At 60.3% G+C, this 19,519-nt stretch carries 14 protein-coding genes and 7 pseudogenes; 15 read left to right on the top strand and 6 right to left on the bottom strand.

Translation table 11 applies throughout. The features are described 5' to 3' along the window. Positions 1-85 precede the first annotated feature (85 nt). Positions 86-904 (bottom strand): M48 family metallopeptidase, encoded by an 819-nt coding sequence (locus tag ACZZZP_RS03520; protein ID WP_122492856.1) that lies wholly within the window; start codon positions 902-904, stop codon positions 86-88. Between the two features lie 174 nt (positions 905-1,078). Here ACZZZP_RS03520 and ACZZZP_RS03515 point away from each other — a divergent pair, with 174 nt between their 5' ends. From ACZZZP_RS03515 to ACZZZP_RS03505, 3 genes are read left to right on the top strand one after another with little or no spacing between them, the layout of a single operon-like run. Then, positions 1,079-2,383 (top strand): methyl-accepting chemotaxis protein, encoded by a 1,305-nt coding sequence (locus ACZZZP_RS03515; protein ID WP_463536266.1) that lies wholly within the window; start codon positions 1,079-1,081, stop codon positions 2,381-2,383. Next, a complete protein-coding gene (locus ACZZZP_RS03510) occupies positions 2,373-2,648 on the top strand; it encodes a hypothetical protein (RefSeq protein WP_463536265.1) in 276 nt (91 codons plus the stop codon). Before ACZZZP_RS03515 ends, ACZZZP_RS03510 begins: the two co-directional genes overlap by 11 nt. Continuing rightward, on the top strand, positions 2,605-3,201 hold the full coding sequence (locus ACZZZP_RS03505) for a methyl-accepting chemotaxis protein (RefSeq protein WP_463536929.1): 597 nt from the start codon (positions 2,605-2,607) through the stop codon (positions 3,199-3,201). Before ACZZZP_RS03510 ends, ACZZZP_RS03505 begins: the two co-directional genes overlap by 44 nt. A 165-nt stretch (positions 3,202-3,366) precedes the next feature. Here the strand turns inward: ACZZZP_RS03505 and ACZZZP_RS03500 are convergent, their stop codons facing one another. Further along, positions 3,367-3,870, bottom strand: a complete 504-nt coding sequence (locus ACZZZP_RS03500; RefSeq protein WP_463381819.1) for a phage infection protein — start codon at positions 3,868-3,870, stop codon at positions 3,367-3,369. 163 nt (positions 3,871-4,033) lie between these two features. Next, a pseudogene (locus ACZZZP_RS03495) lies at positions 4,034-4,769 on the bottom strand (SDR family oxidoreductase). A 205-nt stretch (positions 4,770-4,974) separates the two neighbouring features. Between ACZZZP_RS03495 and ACZZZP_RS03490 the strand changes: the two are divergent. After that, positions 4,975-5,412, top strand: coding sequence for a nucleoside deaminase (locus ACZZZP_RS03490; RefSeq protein ID WP_463381818.1), 438 nt, complete (start codon positions 4,975-4,977; stop codon positions 5,410-5,412). A gap of 237 nt (positions 5,413-5,649) precedes the next feature. After that, a pseudogene (locus tag ACZZZP_RS03485) lies at positions 5,650-6,755 on the top strand (polyamine ABC transporter substrate-binding protein). A gap of 152 nt (positions 6,756-6,907) precedes the next feature. On the opposite strand, the pseudogene ACZZZP_RS03480 reads toward ACZZZP_RS03485, so the two are convergent. Both ACZZZP_RS03480 and ACZZZP_RS03475 read right to left on the bottom strand, forming a co-directional pair. Then, positions 6,908-7,845, bottom strand: a pseudogene (locus ACZZZP_RS03480) (glutathione S-transferase family protein). Between the two features lie 64 nt (positions 7,846-7,909). After that, positions 7,910-8,209 (bottom strand): GIY-YIG nuclease family protein, encoded by a 300-nt coding sequence (locus tag ACZZZP_RS03475; protein ID WP_463381815.1) that lies wholly within the window; start codon positions 8,207-8,209, stop codon positions 7,910-7,912. A gap of 299 nt (positions 8,210-8,508) precedes the next feature. On the opposite strand from ACZZZP_RS03475, the gene ACZZZP_RS03470 reads away from it, so the two are divergent. After that, entirely contained in the window at positions 8,509-8,760 is a 252-nt protein-coding gene (locus tag ACZZZP_RS03470; RefSeq protein ID WP_122492864.1) for a ribbon-helix-helix protein, CopG family, read from the top strand. After that, the gene (locus ACZZZP_RS03465) at positions 8,735-9,025 is read left to right on the top strand and encodes a type II toxin-antitoxin system RelE/ParE family toxin (RefSeq protein ID WP_463536264.1); all 291 of its coding nucleotides are present in this window, start codon (positions 8,735-8,737) and stop codon (positions 9,023-9,025) included. Before ACZZZP_RS03470 ends, ACZZZP_RS03465 begins: the two co-directional genes overlap by 26 nt. Positions 9,026-9,034: 9 nt before the next feature. Here ACZZZP_RS03465 and ACZZZP_RS03460 read toward each other — a convergent pair whose 3' ends face one another. Beyond that, the gene (locus ACZZZP_RS03460; protein ID WP_463381813.1) at positions 9,035-9,505 is read right to left on the bottom strand and encodes a nuclear transport factor 2 family protein; all 471 of its coding nucleotides are present in this window, start codon (positions 9,503-9,505) and stop codon (positions 9,035-9,037) included. Between the two features lie 176 nt (positions 9,506-9,681). On the opposite strand from ACZZZP_RS03460, the gene ACZZZP_RS03455 reads away from it, so the two are divergent. The 8 genes and pseudogenes from ACZZZP_RS03455 to ACZZZP_RS03420 all read left to right on the top strand — a co-directional run bounded on the left by ACZZZP_RS03455 (position 9,682) and on the right by ACZZZP_RS03420 (position 19,513). Continuing rightward, entirely contained in the window at positions 9,682-9,984 is a 303-nt protein-coding gene (locus tag ACZZZP_RS03455; RefSeq protein ID WP_463536263.1) for a hypothetical protein, read from the top strand. 298 nt (positions 9,985-10,282) lie between these two features. Further along, positions 10,283-10,501, top strand: a pseudogene (locus tag ACZZZP_RS03450) (helix-turn-helix domain-containing protein); the annotation flags it as partial. 135 nt (positions 10,502-10,636) lie between these two features. Further along, positions 10,637-11,468 (top strand): annotated as a pseudogene (yaaA, locus tag ACZZZP_RS03445) (peroxide stress protein YaaA). 968 nt (positions 11,469-12,436) lie between these two features. Next, complete coding sequence (algD, locus tag ACZZZP_RS03440; RefSeq protein WP_122492868.1) at positions 12,437-13,747, top strand: GDP-mannose 6-dehydrogenase; 1,311 nt, start codon at positions 12,437-12,439, stop codon at positions 13,745-13,747. A 145-nt stretch (positions 13,748-13,892) separates the two neighbouring features. Further along, positions 13,893-15,374, top strand: a complete 1,482-nt coding sequence (gene alg8 / locus ACZZZP_RS03435; protein WP_463381810.1) for a mannuronan synthase — start codon at positions 13,893-13,895, stop codon at positions 15,372-15,374. Between the two features lie 44 nt (positions 15,375-15,418). Then, positions 15,419-16,584: pseudogene (locus tag ACZZZP_RS03430) on the top strand (PilZ domain-containing protein). 3 nt (positions 16,585-16,587) lie between these two features. Further along, positions 16,588-18,035: pseudogene (gene algK, locus ACZZZP_RS03425) on the top strand (alginate biosynthesis TPR repeat lipoprotein AlgK). Next, the gene (locus ACZZZP_RS03420; protein WP_463381808.1) at positions 18,032-19,513 is read left to right on the top strand and encodes an alginate export family protein; all 1,482 of its coding nucleotides are present in this window, start codon (positions 18,032-18,034) and stop codon (positions 19,511-19,513) included. Before algK ends, ACZZZP_RS03420 begins: the two are co-directional and overlap by 4 nt. The last annotated feature ends 6 nt before the right edge of the window (positions 19,514-19,519 follow it).

The raw sequence follows: 19,519 nt of genomic DNA, 5'->3' as shown, positions 1-19,519 counted from the left end.
GCTTTAGCCGCGATAGGTCAGTCGCCGTTTCTAAGCCTGACCAAGCGCGGCTAACCAATACCGCCAGCCGCTCCCAAGGATTTCATTACTTCGGTTTGGCCTGCTGATACAACGGCTCAACTTTCGGAATCGCCGCCTGCAACGAGGCGATGCGGCTGCTGCTGGCCGGGTGCGTGCTCATGAATTCAGGTGGTGAACCTTCGCTGGCCTGGCTCATTTTCTGCCACAGGGTTACCGCTGCATTGGGGTTGTAACCGGCGCGGGCGGACAGTTCGAGGCCGATAAGGTCAGCTTCGTTTTCGTTCTCGCGGCTGTTGGGCAGCGTCAGGCTGTACTCCACAACCGTGTCGGCCAAGGCCATCGAATCTTCGCCCAGCCCCAGCAATGCGCCGGCCCCTTGCTTGGCGATTTCCATGCCGTAGGCCTTGGACATGGCCTCGCGGCCGTGCTCGCGCAGGGCGTGGGCAATTTCGTGGCCCATGACCGCGGCCAGCTCGTCATCGGTGAGTTTCAGTTGGTCGATCAGGCCGCTGTACACAATGATCTTGCCGCCAGGGCCGCAGTTGGCATTGAGCTCTTCGCTGTCGACCAGGTTCACTTCCCACGCCCACTGCGCCGAATCCGGACGCAGCTTTGGCGCTTGGGCAATCAGCCGTTTGGCCACTGCGTCAACGCGTTTGGCGTTGGCGCTGGTCTTGTCCAGCTGGCCTTTGCCTTTGGCCTCGCTAAGAGTTTGTTGGTACGACTGCGCATACATCTGGTTGACCTCTTGGGTCGACAGCATGCTGAACATGTATTGCTTGCGTCCCACTCCAACAGAGTCGCCGCTGGTGGTGTTGACCGCCTGACAGGCGCTCAGTAGCAGGCCTGCGGCCACTACCGTCAAACGAAAAGAGTGCTTCATACCGGTCCTCCATAAACGGGTTCGTATGCTAGTGCGCCCACCTTTGCAGAACAACCACACTTGCGCTCTGGCAATCGGCCATCTTTGCTACACATGTCCGCCGCTCATGCTTTCGCCGCAGGCGGCCGATACGCCAGGGACAGGTTGCCAACAAAGTCCGATGTGGGGGTGTTCATGCGTTTGAAATCCATCCAGTTCTCCGTGGCCCTGTTGGCCGGTGCCAGCGTGCTGGCTGTCGTGGCCGCGCTGGTGCTGTATTCGCTATTCGCCGGTGCGCGCACCCAGGACATGGTGAAAACCAGCACCCAGTCGTTGCTGGAAGAAATGATTCACCAGCGTCTGACCACACTGGCCCAGGCGCAGGTCAGTCAAATTTTGCGTGAGCTGGAATATCCCTTGGTCATCGCCGCCGGCGTCGCGCAAACCAATGCTCTGGTGGGCGAAACCGACAGCAGCGGCGCGCCGGCGGTGAGCCTGTCGCGGGAAGAGTTACTCAACCTGCTGCACGACGCCCTGCAAAAGAATCCGAAACTGGTAGACGCCTATATCGGCTGGGAGCCTGGCGCGTTTGACGGCAATGACGCCGCCTACGCCGGGCAGACCGCCAAGGGCGCCAGCGACATCGGGCGTTTTATTCCCTGGTGGTACCGCAAAGAGGACGGCAGCCTGACCCTCGACACCCTCGGCCCGGATATCGAAAGCAGCAAGCTGCTGCCCACCGGCGTGCGTGCCGGCGAGTATTACCTCTGCCCGCGCGAAACCAAACGCACCTGCCTGATCGATCCGGCTCCTTACGAAATGGGCGGCAAGATGGTCATGCTCGCCTCGTTCAACGTGCCGATTCTGGCCAAGGGCCAATTCAAAGGCATCGTCGGTGCCGACCTCACCGTCGACTTCATTCAGGAACTGCTTAAAACCGAAGACGCCAAGCTTTACGACGGCGCCGGTGAGCTGGGCCTGATTTCCAACAACGGCCGCATCGTTGCTTACACCAAAGACCCCAGCAAACTCGGCGCGCCAAGCACCGAAGTGCTGCCGGGCATTGGCGACGTAAAATCGCTGCCGCTGGGCCAGGCGACCTTCAGCACCAACAAAGACACCGGCGAGCTGCAATTGCTGATGCCATTCAACATCGCCGAAACCGGCAGCCGCTGGACCCTCGTGCTGCAAGTACCGGAAAAAGCCGTGTATGCCGAACTCAACGCCCTGCACCAGAAACTCAACGACCAACGCCAAACCGACACCCTCGGCATGACCCTGGTGGGCCTGGTGATTGCCGGCATCGGCCTGTTGGTGATCTGGTTCGTCGGCTACGGCATTGCCCGTCCGCTGAAACAGATGGTGGTGATGCTGGACGACATCGCCAAAGGCGACGGCGACCTGACCAAGCGCCTGCAAGTGGACCGCGCCGACGAGTTGGGGCAAATCGCCAACGGCTTCAACACGTTCCTCCAACAAGCTGCAAAACATGATTCGTGATGTGGTGGGCTCGGTGCAGAAAGTCAGCGACTCTTCGGAGAACACCGCCGACATCGCCATCCGCACCAACCAGGGCGTGCAGCGACAAATGACCGAGATCGACCAAGTGGCGACCGCCGTGCACGAGATGACCGCCACCGCCCAGGACGTAGCGCGTAACGCCACTCTGGCAGCCGAGTCTCGCCAATGCCGCCGACCGCTCGGCCAACGAAGGCAAACGCATCGTCAACAACACCTCGCAAGCCATCGCCTCGCTCGCCACTGAAATCGGTCGCGCCGTGGCGGTGGTGCAGAACCTGGCCAAAGACAGCGAAAACATCAACGCCATCCTCACCGCCATTCGCGGCATTGCCGAGCAGACCAACCTGCTCGCCTTGAACGCGGCCATCGAAGCAGCGCGGGCCGGCGAACAGGGCCGCGGCTTTGCCGTGGTAGCGGACGAAGTGCGCAACCTGGCGCAAAAAACCCAGCAGGCCACCGAAGAAATTCAGGCCATGATCCAGCAACTGCAGCACGGCACCCGTGAGGTGGTGAAGGTCATGGAAGACAGCCAGGGCAAAACCGACGAGAGCGTTAAGCACGCCGCCCAAGCCGCCGGCGCGCTGGATGCGATCACCGAAGCGGTGTCGGTGATCAACGACATGAACACCCAGATCGCCAGCGCCGCCGAAGAACAAAGCGCGGTGGCCGAAGACATCAACCGCAACGTCACCAACATCGGCCAGGTGGCGGCCGAGGTGGCCGGTGGCGCGGATGAGGCCAGCAAGGCGAGCGCGGAATTGACCAAATTGGCCGAGCAGCAACGGCGGCTGGATTAATCAGTTTCGGGTGTAAGTTTCGCGGTCGCCGTTTGCAGGAATCGAGGCTGAAGCCTCTCCTACACTCCAACGGATTTTGTAGGAGAGGCTTTAGCCTCGATTCTCTTGATCGTAAGAAACAAAAGCCCGGCATCCGCCGGGCTTTGTTTTTTACTGCGTCAGTTGTTAGCTAATACGGCCAGCACCTACACGATCAGCACCACCTTCGGCTACGCGGTTAGCGCCAGTACGGTCAGCGCCGCCTTCAGCTACACGGTTAGCGCCAGTGCGGTCGGCACCACCTTCGGCTACACGGTTGGCACCGGTACGGTCAGCACCACCTTCAGCTACACGGTTAGCGCCGGTACGGTCGGCACCACCTTCGGCTACACGGTTAGCGCCAGTACGGTCAGCACCACCTTCAGCTACGCGGTTGGCGCCGGTACGGTCGGCACCGCCTTCGGCTACACGGTTAGCGCCAGTGCGGTCAGCACCACCTTCGGCTACGCGGTTAGCGCCAGTGCGGTCGGCACCACCTTCGGCTACGCGGTTGGCGCCGGTACGGTCGGCACCACTTTCAGCGACTGCTTGGGAATTCAGTTGTTGGTACAGGTCGGTGGCGTGAACAGTCACAGCGCTGGCGGCCAGTACGGAGAGGGTCAAGCTGAGGATCAGTTTGTTGGTTTTCATGATGTTCGCTCCAGAAGTTTTGTTTGCTTGGGTGTGAAGCTAGTATTGATCGATTTATTTACTGCGAAAAGCGCAAAATATCCGCCTAAACATATCCACTTATTAGATATATAAGCCTATGCACAGGCGGATAGCGCCGGTCGCCACTGAGTGTGTGGGAGGGTTAGTACGGGCTTGCGGTCGGTCGCACGATCAGCTCGCTGACGTCGACATCTGCTGGTTGCTCAACGGCGTAGGCGATGGCGCGAGCGATGGCCGATGCCGGAATGGCAATCTTGCGGAACTCACGCATCTCAGCGCGCCCGCCTTCGTCGGAGATGCTTTCGGCCAGCTCGGATTCGGTAACGCCCGGCGCGATGACGGTGACGCGAATGTCGCCGCCTACTTCCTGACGCAATCCTTCGGAAATCGCCCGCACCGCGTACTTGGTGGCGCAATACACAGCGGCGAGTCGGGCTGACGGCGTAGGCGCCGATCGAGGCGATGTTGATGATCTGCCCGGCACGTTGTTTCTGCATCAGTGGCAACGTGGCGGCGATGCCGTGCAGCACGCCGCGAATGTTCACGTCGATCATCTGATTCCACTCATTGATCTTCAGCGCTTCGAGTTTGGACAGCGGCATGACACCGGCATTGTTGACCAGCACATCAACGCGACCATGCAGCTCGACGGCAAAGTCGATAAACGCCTGCACGTCTTCCATATTGGTAACGTCCAGCGCCCGCACATCGGCGATGCCACCGGCTTCGCGAATTTCGGCGGCCAAGGTTTCCAGGCGGTCAGTGCGACGGGCGCCGAGCACGACCTTGGCGCCCTGGCTGGCCAGAAGGCGTGCGGTGGCTTCGCCGATACCGCTGCTGGCGCCGGTGATGGCGATGACTTTCTGAACTGTTTGCATGGCGTATCTCCTGATCCGTTTTTTAGAGGTCCTGCCTGAGCAGGTCTGGGATCAAGATTAAGAACGCCGGGCAAGTGAGGGCTATTCGATTACTGCGGCGTGTTTGCACATTCCTGCAAGCGTGAATTGGCAGCGACAAAGCCATCGCCACCACGCGCCCAATCGCCTAGGGTGTGGTTATCGCTATCCCATGTCAGGAGAAACCATGGACGCCTTTATGCAAGCGGCAATCGAAGAAGCACAGTTGGGACTGGCCGAAGGCGGCATTCCGATTGGCTCGGTGTTAGTGCATGACGGTCGCATCATCGGGCGCGGCCACAACCGTCGCGTGCAAGAGGGCAGCGTGATCAAACATGGCGAAATGGATGCGCTGGAAAACGCCGGTCGCCAACCCGCCAGCCTGTACCGCGACGCGGTGCTCTACACCACGTTGTCGCCCTGCCCCATGTGCAGTGGCGCAATTTTGCTCTACGGCATTCGCCGGGTAATCGTCGGTGAAAACCAGACCTTTATGGGCGACGAAGAGCTGCTGCGCAGCCGCGGCGTGCAGGTTGACGTGCTGCACAACCACACCTGCGTGTCGCTGATGGAACAGTTCATTGCCGAGCAGCCGCAGCTGTGGAATGAAGACATCGGCGAGTAAACCCTCGTCAACCCGCGCACTACCGGACGGGGCAGCCGCCCCGTTCTCCCCGCCTGACTCCCGCACTTTTCCGCGCGTGCACGCGAGAAAGACTTCCCGCCGCACCAGCCCCTAGATTCGAGCCCCTGCCCGCTTTACGTAATTGCGCGCCGGCCACGCCGTGGTTCGGCAAACCCACAACGAATCGATGTAAGGCATAACTCTCAATTACCTGCTCGGTTCTTCGGAGTAAGCATAATGAAAGGCTCGTTCGGCAAAACCACCCTCGGCTGTGCCATGGGGTTAGTTCTGGGGTTTTCACTGCACGCCAGTGCCGCCCCGCAGGAAATTCACTTCGCCAACTGGGGCGATTATGTCGGCCCCACCACCTTCGCCGATTTTGAAAAGGAAACGGGCATCAAGGTGGTGCTGGAGCCCTACGACTCCAACGAAATTCTCGAGACCAAACTGCTCACCGGTAACTCCGGCTACGACGTGGTCGTGACCTCCGCTGAGTTTCTCGCCCGCCAAATCAAGGCAGGTATTTACAGCCCGCTCGACCGCACCCAGTTGCTCAACGCCAGAAACCTTAACCCCGAGCTGATGAAAAGCCTCGAGGCGTCGGATCCCGGCAATACCTTCTCCGTGCCGTACCTGTGGGGCACCATCGGCATTGGCTATAACACCGCCAAAATCAAAGCCGCCCTGGGCGATAACGCGCCCGTGAACAGCTGGGACTGGTGTTCAAACCGGAGAATCTGGCCAAGCTGAAAGGCTGTGGCGTGGCCATGCTCGATGCGCCGACCAAGATTATTCCGCTGGCGCTGTTCTACCTGGGCAAAGACCCGAACAGCGAAAATCCCGAGGAGATCGCCGCCGCCACCAAATTGCTGCAAACGCTCAAGCCATCCATCACCTATTTCAGCTCCACCAAATACATCGCCGACCTCGCCAACGGCGACATCTGCGTGGCCGTCGGCTTTTCCGGCGACGTGCTGCAAGCGCGGCAAAGCGCCATCGACGCGGGCAAGAAAAATGACGTGGCCTATAGCGTGCCGGATCAGGGAAGCAACATCTGGTTCGACAACCTGGCGATTCCCAAAACAGCCAAGAATGCCGCCGGCGCCCATGCGTTTATCAACTACCTGATGCGCCCGGAGGTTATCGCCGGCATCAGCAACTACCTGCGTTACGCCAACCCCAACACCGCCTCGCAGCCGCTGCAGGACCAAGCGGTGCGTGAGAACACGGCGATTTACCCAGACGAAAAACTGATCGCGAAAATGTTTGTCAGCCTGCCACCGTCGCAAGCTGCACTGCGGGTGATTACGCGGAGCTGGAGCACGATCAAGTCGGGGATTTGACCCGGAGCGCGTCAAAAAAGCGCCCGGTGTCTGCCGGGCGTTTTTCTTTAATCTTGCAGAGCTTCGAGGCTAAAGCCTCTCCCACAGGGATCGCATTTCTGATGTAGGAGAGGCTTCAGCCTCGATTGTTGCAACAGGCGATTCGGCAGTAATCACTGCGCTTCAATCTTGAAACCAAACCGCGGGAAGTGCACATGCACCACCCCGCCGCGTGGGTCTTCGCGACGCAGAATCAACTCTTCGCGCCCAGCGAACAGCAGCTCACCCGCCACCGGATCGACGCCGTAGTCCGTCGCGGCGATGGTCACCTGTTGTCCCGCCTTGAAACCGTTCGGGTCTTCGAATGCCTCATCGGGCAACGGCGCCGGCGTGGCGGAACGAGCGACTTCCAGCGCCTCTTCTGCCGTCATCGGCGTGGATGAGCCGTGGCCAAAACCCAGCACGCGCCCAAAGCCAGGCAGACACCAACGGATAGTCATCCACCAACGGCGCGGTTACCGGCGTGGCCTTGAGGAACCACAACTGGTGAGCCAGGGCGAAGTCGGCATGGCTGGCATCGCCGAACAGGAAGCTCGGTGCCGCTGGCCGCGAGTTGCTGCTCTAAACGGGCCATGAATTGCGGCCAATGGTGTTGCGCTTGCGCCAACGGCACACGGCTGGCGCTGCCGCCGCTGAAAAGACCGGCGCGGTCAGCGATAAACGCTTTCACCGCCTCAGGCGGCAATTTGCCAAAGCGCACGGCAACCGAATCCGGTTGAAACACCAGGGCCACCGCGTGTTGGAACAGCACGGAATCGATCCAGTTGGTAAAGCCGGTAATGGCGAACAATTGCTCAGCCGGGAACAGCGCGGGCGTGGCTTTTTCTGCTTCCAGGCGGCGGGCAATCAAGGCGGTATCGCAGTAAATATCGGCGCCTACTTGCAGCACCGGGGTCTTACGGTAGCCGCCGGTCAAGGCGACCAGATCGGGTTTGGGCATTACCGGCGAGATCATGACCGAGCGCCAAGACAACTGCTTGAATCCCAGCATCAACCGCGTTTTTTCAGCAAAGGGCGATGTGGGGTAATGGTGCAGAATCAACTCAGACATAACGGCTCCGGGGCGCTAGATGAACGCTGAAGCTTACGCGGCAAAGTGGCCCCGGCCCACCCAATCAAGCTGATGGCGCGTTATCACCCGAACGAATCACCGTGCCGCTTGCCGCAAGCACTTCTTTGGCTTTCTTGCTCAGCCGTTTGATCGCGCGTTCACGTCGCAACGCATCGCCCTTGTTTTCGCACTGCTCCACATACACCAGCGCCACCGCCGGACTGGAATAAAAGAAACGCGCGCCTTTTCCGCTCTGATGCACCGCGAAGCGTCGATGCGCGTCATCGCTGATGCCGCAGTACAAGGCGCCATTGGCCGCGCGGACCAAGTAGACGAACCAGGGCTTGCCGCTTGGCTTGCACACGGGGGGCGGCTCGCAAACGGATGGGGATTCGCCATCACTGGGGGAAGCGGACAACTGCAACCTGAGTACCTTGTAGAAAGTATTACTGCGCCGGCAGCGCAGGGGTTGGGCATGGTAACCGAGGCACGGCTGCACATAGTTGGGCGATTCACCGCATTTTTCCTAGCGCATCGCCGGACTCTCCAGGCCGCACCCCAGGATCCTTCGACCTGCGCCCACCCAGCAAGCTGAATACACTGATGCCTCCCGTATACTGGAGCGACACTATGCTAACGCTGTATACCAATGAGGTCCCTGTGATGGCATCGCCTGTCTTGTCATTTCGCGTTGAAGACGATCTGGTTGAACGCTTGGACGAGCTCGCCCAAGCGACAGATCGTGATCGCCAATACCACCTCAAGCGCGCACTGGCGCGCTATGTGGAAGCCGAGTCTTGGCAGCTTCAAGCCACCATCCAAGGAATTGAGGATGCCGACGCTGGCAACCTCACGGATATCGACGCAGTGAAAGCGAAGTGGGTGAACCGTGCGAAAACTCGTACTGACCAATAAAGCCGAAAGCGATCTGCAAGCGATCCACGACCACTATGAACCTCTAGTGGGGGCGGCCCATGCGGACGCCCTCGTGGTGCGCCTACTCGACTCACTGCACTGTTTGCAGCGGTTCAACGGGCTGGGCCGGCTCTCACAGGCTCCCGGCATTCGGGAGCTGGTGTTAAACGAGTTGCCCTTTATCGCGCCCTATCGATTTGTCAAAAACGAGATTCAGGTGCTGCGACTGTTGCACCAGCGCGCCGAGCGGCCGGAAAGCGGGTAACGGGCCGTCTCACCGCCCAGCACGAAACGCCGCCAAGCCCTTGCTCGCTTGTTTACGAATTGCGCCCTGCACCAACGGCGTCCAGCCCAGCAACGTGCCTTTGGTTCCGAGTGCCTGTGCGGACCATTTCCACAAGTCAAAACGGTCGTGGTGCTCAACGATCTTGCCGTCGCGAAAAACGAAGCTCGCTTGAATACGATTAACCACCATGCGCCCGGTGCCGCTGAATAGATAAGTAGCGACCCAGTTCGCGCTGCCTCGTTGGTCGTTGGCTTGCACGTTCGAATAATCGAGGGAGAAGTTCTGCGCACGGCTGGTGAGCATGCGCCACATATCAGCGGCTTCACTGCCCTTGAGCGCGGGAAACACCGGATCACTGAAGGCCACGTCATCGGCATAGCACGCGGCCATGGCTTCAGCGTCTTTGCGCTGGAAGGCTTGGTAGAAACGAGTGATCAGTTCGGCGTTGGGGTGGCTCATGGCGGCTCCGGCTGGCGGTGGAAGTGGCGGCATTATCGAGCCACTGACAAAAATCCACGATTGGCTAAATAGACAAATTTGTGTTCAAAATAGCCACCCTCTCGTTTTTTGGTTGGCGCTTCATGCTGCGCATCGCCCTTTATATTTGCCCGCAAACGGTGTGCTCGAGCCTAAGCATGGCGATGGACGCATTTCAGTTGGCGAACCAACTGGCCGGGGAGCGCGTGTTCAACTTGCAGCGCTTCAGCCTGGACGGCCGCGCCGTGCAATTGCAGTTCGCGAGCATCAGCGTAGACGCAGACATGAGCCTCGCCGAGAACGCCGACTTGATCCTGCTGCCGGCGACCGGCAGCGCCATCGACACCACCTTGAGCGTTAACGCTGCGTTGTTGCCCTGGCTCGCGAAACAGGCGCCGCACCGTTTGCTCGCCAGGTTGTGCAGCAGCGCCTCTTCTGCTGGGCGCCGCCGGGGTTCTTGATGGCCGAACTGCCACAACCCACTGGAGCCTCGCACCGCAGTTTCGTCAGCGTTTTCCACTCGTAAACCTGCAAGCCGAACACCTGCTCACCCACGATGACCGCTTGTTCTGCTCCGGCGGTGCGCACGCCGGATTAGACCTATGCCTGTACCTGATCGGCTGGCATGCCGGTGCCGACCTCGCGCAAAAAGTGGCCGCCGCGCTGGTATTCGACCAGGGCCGTGGCGAGCAAACCCGCTTTGCACCACTGGTGCCAGACACCCCGCGCACTGACCCGCTGCATCCGCTGCTGGCCTGGATGCGCAAACACCACGCCGAGCCGCTGGACTTCCCGCGCCTGGCCCAGCAGGCCAATTGCTCACCGCGCACCTTGCTTCGGCGTTTTCGCGCCAGCACCGGCATCACGCCCAACGAGTATTTGCAGCGGCTACGCATTAGCGCGGCCCAGGCGGCGCTGCGTCAGCCGGCGCGCTCGTTGGAACAGGTGGCCGCCGACGTCGGCTTCGGTGACCGTGCGGCTTTTGCCAAACTGTTCAAGCATTTATCCGGCGAAACGCCTGGGGCCTTTCGCCAACGCTTCGCGCGGTTAACAGCCGCCAGACAAAACGGCCGTCACCGCATAGAATCGCCGCAGCCTTTAGAGACGCCTGCCATGCTGATGGTGATTTCACCCGCCAAAACCCTCGACTACGACACCCCGCCTGTTACCAGCCGCCATACCCAACCGCAACACATCGACCATGCCCAGGAACTGATCGCCCAACTGCGCGACTTCACCCCGGCGCAAGTGGCGGAGCTGATGCATTTGTCGGACAAGCTCGCTGCCCTGAACGTGGCGCGCTTCGGTAGCTGGTCGCCAAAATTCACCAAAAAGAACGCCAAGCAAGCACTGCTGGCGTTTAAAGGTGACGTGTACACCGGCATGCATGCCGACGACTTCAGCGAAGACGATTTCGACTTCGCGCAAAAACACCTGCGCATGCTATCCGGCCTCTACGGCGTACTGCGCCCGCTGGACCTGATGCAACCGTACCGCCTGGAAATGGGCACCAAACTTGCCAATGCGCGCGGCAAAGATTTGTACGCATTCTGGGGCGACAGCATCAGCGGCTGGCTGAACCAGGCGCTCAAAGCGCAAGGCGATGACGTGCTGCTGAACCTGGCCTCCAACGAATACTTTGGCGCGGTAAAACGTCAGGCCTTGGAAAGCGCGAATCATCAACACCGACTTCAAAGACCTGAAAAACGGCCAGTACAAAATCATCAGCTTCTACGCCAAAAAAGCGCGGGGAATGATGGCGCGGTACGTCATTAAAGAGCGCCTCACCGACCCGGCCGGCTTGAAGGACTTCAACTACCAGGGTTACCGGTTCGACGCGGCGCAGTCCAAGCCGGATCACGTGGTGTTCTTGCGCGACGCGGCAGAGGGGAATAACAGCATCGCGGCGAAAGCGGATCGCCGCCCGGCCGCTCCTACAGTTTGATGCGCTCCCCACAGATTGATGCGATCCGTGTGGGAACGGCCGGGCGGCGATCCGCTTTAGCCCGCGATGCTTTTGGGCCAAACGATCTTCGTAATCCTGCCAAACCCAATCGCGGCAAAAGCCGCGCCCACAGAATTGTGCGGGCCCTGTGGGAACGGCCGGGCGGCGATCCGCTTTAGCCGCGATGCTTTTGGGCCAAACGATCTTCGTTATCCTGCCAAACCCAATCGCGGCTAAAGCCGCTCCCACAGGTACCACGCGTTTCTCGTTAACCCGACGTTTACATCTGCGCAACGGCGCCGCAAACACCGGCTGCCATTCAAAGTTCCCCACCTTTACCCCAACTTTAAGCGGGCATTTACAACACTATCGTCCTAACTCTAACTGGTGGCACTTTAACTATCCTAAAGTAGTGGCCAAAAGTTATTGAACCGCGCCGCGCCCTATATATCCGGAGGCATACAGCGCCACTGCCACTATATTGAAATCACCTCAAACAGACGGCTTGTTGCAAAGTATTGCGAAACCCTGACGAACGGTAGGAACTATCATTTCCCCAGCGGGCTCATAACCCCCGTAATGACTTTACAGGTCGACTTTCTTAGTGCCGCCCGCACTAGCCGACCCAACTTGCGCAATAAGCCGTGGTTGTTTATTCGCTATAAGTCGCTACAAGCAAAGCGCTACAGATCCGATGTAAACGAAGCAGCAAACGATGGAGAAGCAGTACCTAAAAGACCTACCTGCACAGCCTCACCAAAGGCTCTACGACCAGTGTTGGCGCGTAGGCCCGCTAGCCGGGCGCATCCTCTTACAACATGCCCAAACACGCATTCACGCAGTTGGATGTGACGAACTTTTTATGCCTGCGCTTTTGCGACTTATATAAGCGAAGCGCTTTACATGGGCGGTGGCTAGTTAATCACCCACGGTTTAACGGCGTAACTCAAGGTAATAAGGTGAATACAATGCGTATTAGCATTTTTGGTTTAGGTTATGTCGGCGCAGTATGTGCCGGCTGCCTGTCTGCACGTGGTCACGAAGTTGTAGGTGTGGATATATCCGAAGACAAGATCAACTTGATCAACAGCGGTAAATCGCCAATTGTCGAACCCGGCCTCGAAGCCTTGTTACAGCAGGGTATTGAGACCGGGCGCCTGCGAGGCACCACCGATGTTGCCGCTGCAATACGCGACACCGAACTTTCGATGCTGTGCGTCGGCACCCCGAGCAAGAAAAACGGCGACCTGGAACTCGATTACATCGAGTCGGTGTGCCGCGAAATCGGTTTTGTACTGCGTGATAAAACGACCCGCCACACCGTGGTAGTGCGCAGTACCGTGCTGCCCGGCACGGTGAAAAATGTGGTGATTCCCCTGCTCGAAGATTGCTCGGGCAAAAAGGCCGGTGTGGATTTTGGCGTAGCGGTGAACCCGGAATTCCTGCGTGAAAGCACGGCGATCAAAGACTACGACCAGCCGCCGATGACCGTCATCGGCGAGTTAGACAAACAATCGGGCGACGCCCTGGAATCGCTGTACAGCGAGCTGGACGCGCCGATCATCCGCAAAGACATCGAAGTCGCCGAGATGATCAAGTACACCTGCAATGTCTGGCACGCGGCCAAGGTCACCTTCGCCAACGAGATCGGCAACATCGCCAAGGCCGTCGGCGTCGATGGTCGCGAGGTGATGGACGTGGTCTGCCAGGACAAAACCCTCAACCTCTCGCAGTACTACATGCGCCCCGGCTTTGCCTTTGGCGGTTCGTGCCTGCCCAAAGACGTACGCGCCCTCACCTACCGCGCCAGCCAGCTGGACGTCGAACACCCGATGCTGGGCGCCATCATGCGCAGCAACGTGGCCCAGGTGCAGAACGCCTTCGACATCATTGCCAGCCACGACAAACGCAAAGTCGCCCTGCTTGGCCTGAGCTTTAAAGCCGGCACCGATGACCTGCGCGAAAGCCCGCTGGTGGAGCTCGCCGAGATGCTGATCGGTAAAGGCTTCGACCTGAGCATCTACGACAGCAACGTCGAATATGCGCGGGTGCACGGGGCGAACAAGGACTACATCGAGTCGAAGATTCCCCACGTTTCATCCTTGCTCAACAGCGACTTCAACGAGGTGGTGGATAACTCCGACATCATCGTTCTGGGCAACCGCGACGAGCGTTTCCGGCCACTGGCGCAGCATGCCCCCGAGGGCAAGCAAGTGGTCGATCTGGTGGGCTTTATGAAGCACACCAGCAACGGCACTACCGAAGGCATCTGCTGGTAGCCGTAAGTCCGAAATTACTGTCGGCCCCACGCAAGCGGCGGTTCGACGATTCGGACTCCAGTTCTCCTAATGCAATTGCATTTGTCCCTGGGCCCCCGCCTTCGCGGGGAGTGACGGCTAGTTTATAAACGGACAGGACACCTAAATGGATAGGCTCAAGCAGGGTTTAACAGAAGGCGCGGGGTGGCTGCTCTACCTCAGCCTTTTGTGCGCACTCGCCCTCGCGCTACCCCGATCAGTGTTCGACCCCGAGTCCAAACACTTCATTCTGCTCATCGGTGTGGTGGGCATCTGGCGCTACTCCATGGGCGCTCTGCATTTTTTACGCGGCGTGCTGTTTTTGTACGTGGTGTTCCCCCACTACCGGCGCAAAGCGCAGAAGCTTGGCGAGGCGGCAGACCCATCCCACGTGTTTCTAATGGTCACTAGTTTTCGCATCGATGCACTGACCACCGCGCAGGTGTATCAGTCGGTGATTCGCGAGGCGATTGAATGCGGCTACCCCACCACCGTGGTGTGCTCGATCGTTGAACTTTCCGATGAATTTCTGGTGAAGAGCCTGTGGGAGAAATACAACCCGCCGGAGCGCGTCACCCTCGACTTCGTGCGTATCGCCGGCACTGGCAAACGCGATGGTTTGGCCCACGGCTTCCGTGCCATTTCCCGGCACCTGCCTGACCGCGATGCCGTGGTGGCGGTGATCGATGGCGACAGCGTGCTCGAGCCTGGCGTGGTGCGCCGCACCGTGCCGTATTTCAAGCTGTTCCCCAATGTCGGCGGCCTCACCACCAACGAGTTCTGCGAGGTGCGCGGCAGCTACATCATGAGCGAGTGGCACAAGCTGCGCTTCGCTCAGCGGCACATCAACATGTGCTCGATGGGCCTGTCCAAACGCGTGCTGACGTTGACCGGGCGGATGTCGATGTTCCGCGCCCCGGTGATCAGCAACCCTGAATTTATCGCCGACGTGGAAAGCGACTCGCTCGACCACTGGCGCCTGGGCCGCTTCAGATTTCTGACCGGCGACGACAAGTCCAGCTGGTACAGCCTGATGCGCCTGGGCTACGACACGTTCTACGTGCCCGACGCTGCGATCAACACGGTCGAGCACCCGCCGGAAAAGAGTTTTATCAAGGCCAGCCGCAAGCTGATGTTTCGCTGGTACGGCAACAACCTGCGGCAGAATTCGCGGGCCATGAAACTGGGTGTCAAACGCCTCGGGCTGTTCACCAGCGTGGTGCTGTTCGACCAGCGCGTGTCGATGTGGACCTGCCTGCTGGGCCTCACCGTGGCGATCATCGCCAGCCTCAAATACAGCATCGCGTTCTTTCTCGTGTACCTGCTGTGGATCGGCTTTACCCGCCTGGTGCTGACCCTGCTGCTCGCAGTCAGCGGCCACCACATCGGCCCCGCTTACCCGGTGATTCTTTATTACAACCAGATCGTCGGCGCGATGGTGAAGATCTACGTGTTCTTCCGCCTTGACCAGCAATCCTGGACCCGCCAGCCGACCAAGCTCAACCGCGACCTCGCCAGCTTTCAGCAGTGGTTCAACACCTGGTCGTCGCGAACCATGACCTTCTCTGCCACCAGTGTGTTTGTCGCCACGCTGCTGCTGGTGGTGTGAGCGCGACCCCAATGCATCAACGACTCTCGAGTAGGAACAAGCCCATGAATACAGCCGTCAACGTCAATGTGGTGCACGAATCCGAAGCCCAGCGTCAGTTCGCCCGGGTGCGCCTGCCGGCCAAAATCCGCTTTAGCGGTAAGAACCGCGAAGTGGTGGAACAGACCGTTACCGACATGTCTGCCGGCGGCTTCAGCTACGCGGCGGCCACCAGCAACGTGCAGGTGGGCGACTTTCACAAAGGCAAAATGCTCTTCGTGATCGACAACATCACCCTGGCCATCGACACCGAATTTCAGGTGCGCTCGGTAGACGCCGACACCCAGCGCGTCGGCTGCCAATTCAGCAACATGCGCCCCGGGAAATCGCCACGCTGCGCCATTTGATTACGGCCCACTTGAGCGGCGAGTTGGTCAGCGTTGGTGAATTGCTCACCACCTTGCAGCGCGAGAACTTCACCAAAGAGCGCAAGCAAAAAGCCGGCGGCGGCATGAGCGCGTTTGCCCGCATGCGCGCGGTCACCTTTAGTGTCGGTGTGTTCCTGGTCGGTCTGCTGGCGTTCGGCTTTTTGTTCAAATCCATCTACAGCCTGTACTTCGTCACCCACGCGCAATCGGCGCTGGTTAACGTGCCGGGTATGCAAGTGACGATGCCGCGCGAAGGCACGGTGCAAAGCCTGATCGGCGCCGATGGCCTGGTTAAGAAAGGCGCGCCCATCGCCACTTTCAGCGCCTCGATGCTGGAAATGCTCAAGGGCCATCTGGACGACAAACAACTGAGCCCATCCAACGTCGCCACCCTGTTCAGCAAGCAGATGAAAGGCACCCTGACCAGCCCATGCGACTGCGTGCTGGCCAAGCAATACGTGGCCGACGGCCAATACGCGAGCAAGGGCGATGTGATTTTCGACTTGGTTTCTCGTGAGGCCAAAGCGCAAATCGAAGCGCGTTTTCCCTACAGCAAATTCAACGAAATCAAACCCGGCGCTCGGGTGAATTTCCAAGTCGCGGGCGTGGACGACGTGCGCAGCGGCAAGGTGCTCAGCAGCAGCCTGAATGACACCGGTAATTTGTCGTCGGACATTCGCGTGGTAATCCAGCCCGACGAGCCGCTGGATAACGCCCTGGCCGGTCGCCCGGTAGAAGTGAGCAGCGACAACGGTCCGTCCTTCGGCTGGTTCGCCGACAAGGCCTTGGCGGCAGGGCTTTAACCGATGGCCGCCCCTACTCTCCACTCGTTTGCACGCACGCCGTGGCTGGCCGTCACGCCATTGGTGCTCGCCCTGACCATGGCCGGCTGCGCGGGCCTGCCCGATCAACGCCTGGCCAACGAGGCGCTGAAAAACGGCGACACCGCCACCGCCCAGGCCAACTACAAAGCCTTGGCCGACATGGGCTACGCCGACGCCTCGGTGGGGCTGGCCGATATCCAGCTGCAAAGCGGCGACCCGGCGCAACTGACCGCCGCCGAGGACACCTTCCGGCAAGCAGCGGACAACTCGCCGCGCGCGGCGTCGCGTCTGGGCCGCTTGCTGGCGACCAAACCCAACGCCACCGAGGCCGAGCACAAGGAAGCCGAGCAGCGCCTCAAGCAAGCGTTTGCCAACGGCGAAGAAGGCGCTGTGCTGCCGCTGGCGATGCTGTATTTGCAGTATCCGCAGACTTTTCCCGAGGTGAATGCCCAGGAAAAAATCAGCCAATGGCGCGAACAGGGCCACCCGCAAGCGGAACTCGCGCAGGTGCTGCTGTACCGCACGCAAGGCACGTATGACGCGCATCTGGCCGACGTCGAAAAAATCTGCCAACAGGCCCTGGCCACGGCCGACGTCTGCTACGTGGAACTCGCCACCGTGTACCAGAAACGCGGCGATGCAGAGAAGCAAAAGCCCTGGTCGAGCAACTGCGCAGCGCCTATGGCCGTGGCGTGGTGCCGGCCGCGCGGATGGAAGGTGTGGCCCTGGTGCTGGCCGATCAGGAGCTGGTCGCCGCCTCGGCTGACAGCGAAAACGGCGGCAAAACCGACCCGGCCACGGCGCAGGAATTGCTCGAGCAGATTGCCCCCACCTACCCCGCCGCGTGGGTCGGCCTCGCGCAACTGCTGTACGACTACCCGGAACAAGGCGACATCGACAAGATGCTCGGCTATCTGAAAAACGGCCGCGACGCCGCACAACCGCGCGCCGAACTGTTGCTCGGCAAACTTTATTACGAAGGCAAGCTGCTGCCGGCCGACCCGCAGAAAGCCGAACAACACCTGCTTAAAGCGGCGCCGACCGAAACCAGCGCCAATTACTACCTGGGCCAGATGTATCGCCGTGGCTACCTCGGCAAGGTGCAGCCGCAACAGGCGCTGGACCACCTGCTGGCCGCTGCCCGCGCCGGGCAGAACAGCGCCGACTTCGCCCTGGCGCAGATGTTCTCCCAGGGCCGTGGCATTCAGCCCGATCCGGTGAATGCCTTCGTGTTCAGCCAGATCGCCGTGCAAAAAGGCACTGCGCAAGCGCCCGAACTGGCGGCGCAAATCGAACAGCAATTACCCCCTGGCTCACGTCCCCAGGCCGAGCGCCTGCTGCAACAGGAACAAGCCTTGCGCGGCGCCGCTCTACAACAGGCGACACAGATGCAAGCCATGCAACCTCAGGACGGGCAGGAGCCGCTATGAGCCACACCAAACGCAAAACCACTAAAGCATGGATGAGCGCCGGTTTCGGCCTGAGCGCTACGTTGATCACCGCCCATTCCGCCTGGGCCGTGCAAATGACCGACAGCAGCAGTTGGGGCCTGGACGTGAAGATTACCGCCCAGTCCGAAGACGACCGCGACCTCGGCACCCGCAGCGGCGGCGACGTCAGCGGTGTGGGTATCGACCTGCGCCCCTGGGTATATGGCAAGCGCGGCAACTGGAGCGGCTACGCCATGGGCCAGGCGGTGAGCGCCACCGACATCATCGAAACCGACACCCTGCAACAACCCGAAGATGGCGAAAATGCCGAGAGCAGCAACAGCAGCGACGACAGCCGCCAGCCCGACAAAAGCTACCTGGCGCTGCGCGAATTCTGGGTCGGCTACTCCGGCCTTACGCCCTACCCCGGCGAAGAGCTGCGCCTGGGCCGCCAGCGCCTGCGCAACGACGACGGCATGTGGCGCGACACCAATATCGAAGCGCTGAACTGGACTTTCGACACCACCTTGCTGCGCGCCCACCTGGGTGCCGCCGAACGCTTCAGCGAATACCGTACCGACCTCGACGAACTGGCGCCGAAAGACAAAGACCGGCTGCATCTTTACGGCGACGTGGAAACGCAGTGGACGCCCGGCCAGTGGGTCGGCCTCAACGTGCAACACGCCCGCGACGCTGGCGACCTCAATCGCCCTGGCGAAACCGTCGACGAGCTGGATAAAACCAGCACCGGCGACCTCACCTGGCTCGGCATCCAGGCCAACAGCGATGCCTACAACCATCGCAACGAAAACCGCCTCAACTACTGGGCCAGCGCCACCTGGCTGACCGGCGACCGCGACCGCTTGAACACCACCACGGTGGGCGGCGAGCAAGTCGCCACAGGCAAGCAAAGCGGCGACGTCAACGCCTGGGGCACCGACCTGGGCCTGCGTTTCAATCTGGATGAAAACTGGAAAGTCGGCGCCGCCTATGCCCGAGGCAGCGGCGGCGGTGGCGACAGCGGCGAAGACAATTTCGAGCAGACCGGCCTGCAAAGTAACCGCTCCACCTACACCGGCACGCGCTCGCGGGTGCACCGCTTCGGCGAGGCGTTTCGTGGCGAGTTGAGCAACCTGCAAGCGGCCACCCTGTTCGGCTCATGGCAGCTGCGCGAGAACTACGACGCGAGCCTGGTGTACCACAAGTTCTGGCGCGTCGATGACGAACAACCGATCGGCACCAGCGGCATCAACGCCGCCATGCAGGACGGCGAGAAAGACATCGGCCAGGAAGTCGACGTGGTGCTCACCAAGTACTTCAAACAGGGCCTGCTGCCGGCTGCCGTCAGCGAAAGCATCGACGAACCCTCTGCGCTGGTGCGCTTTCGCGGTGGCGTGTTCAAGCCCGGCGACGCCTATGGCCCAGACGCCGACTCGTACATGCACCGCGCGTTTGTAGACGTGATCTGGCGCTACTGATGACCG

Source organism: Pseudomonas sp. AC211 (assembly GCF_979258055.1).
The sequence above is the reverse complement of the archived record's forward strand: the minus strand, read 5'-3'. Positions and strand labels throughout refer to the sequence as shown.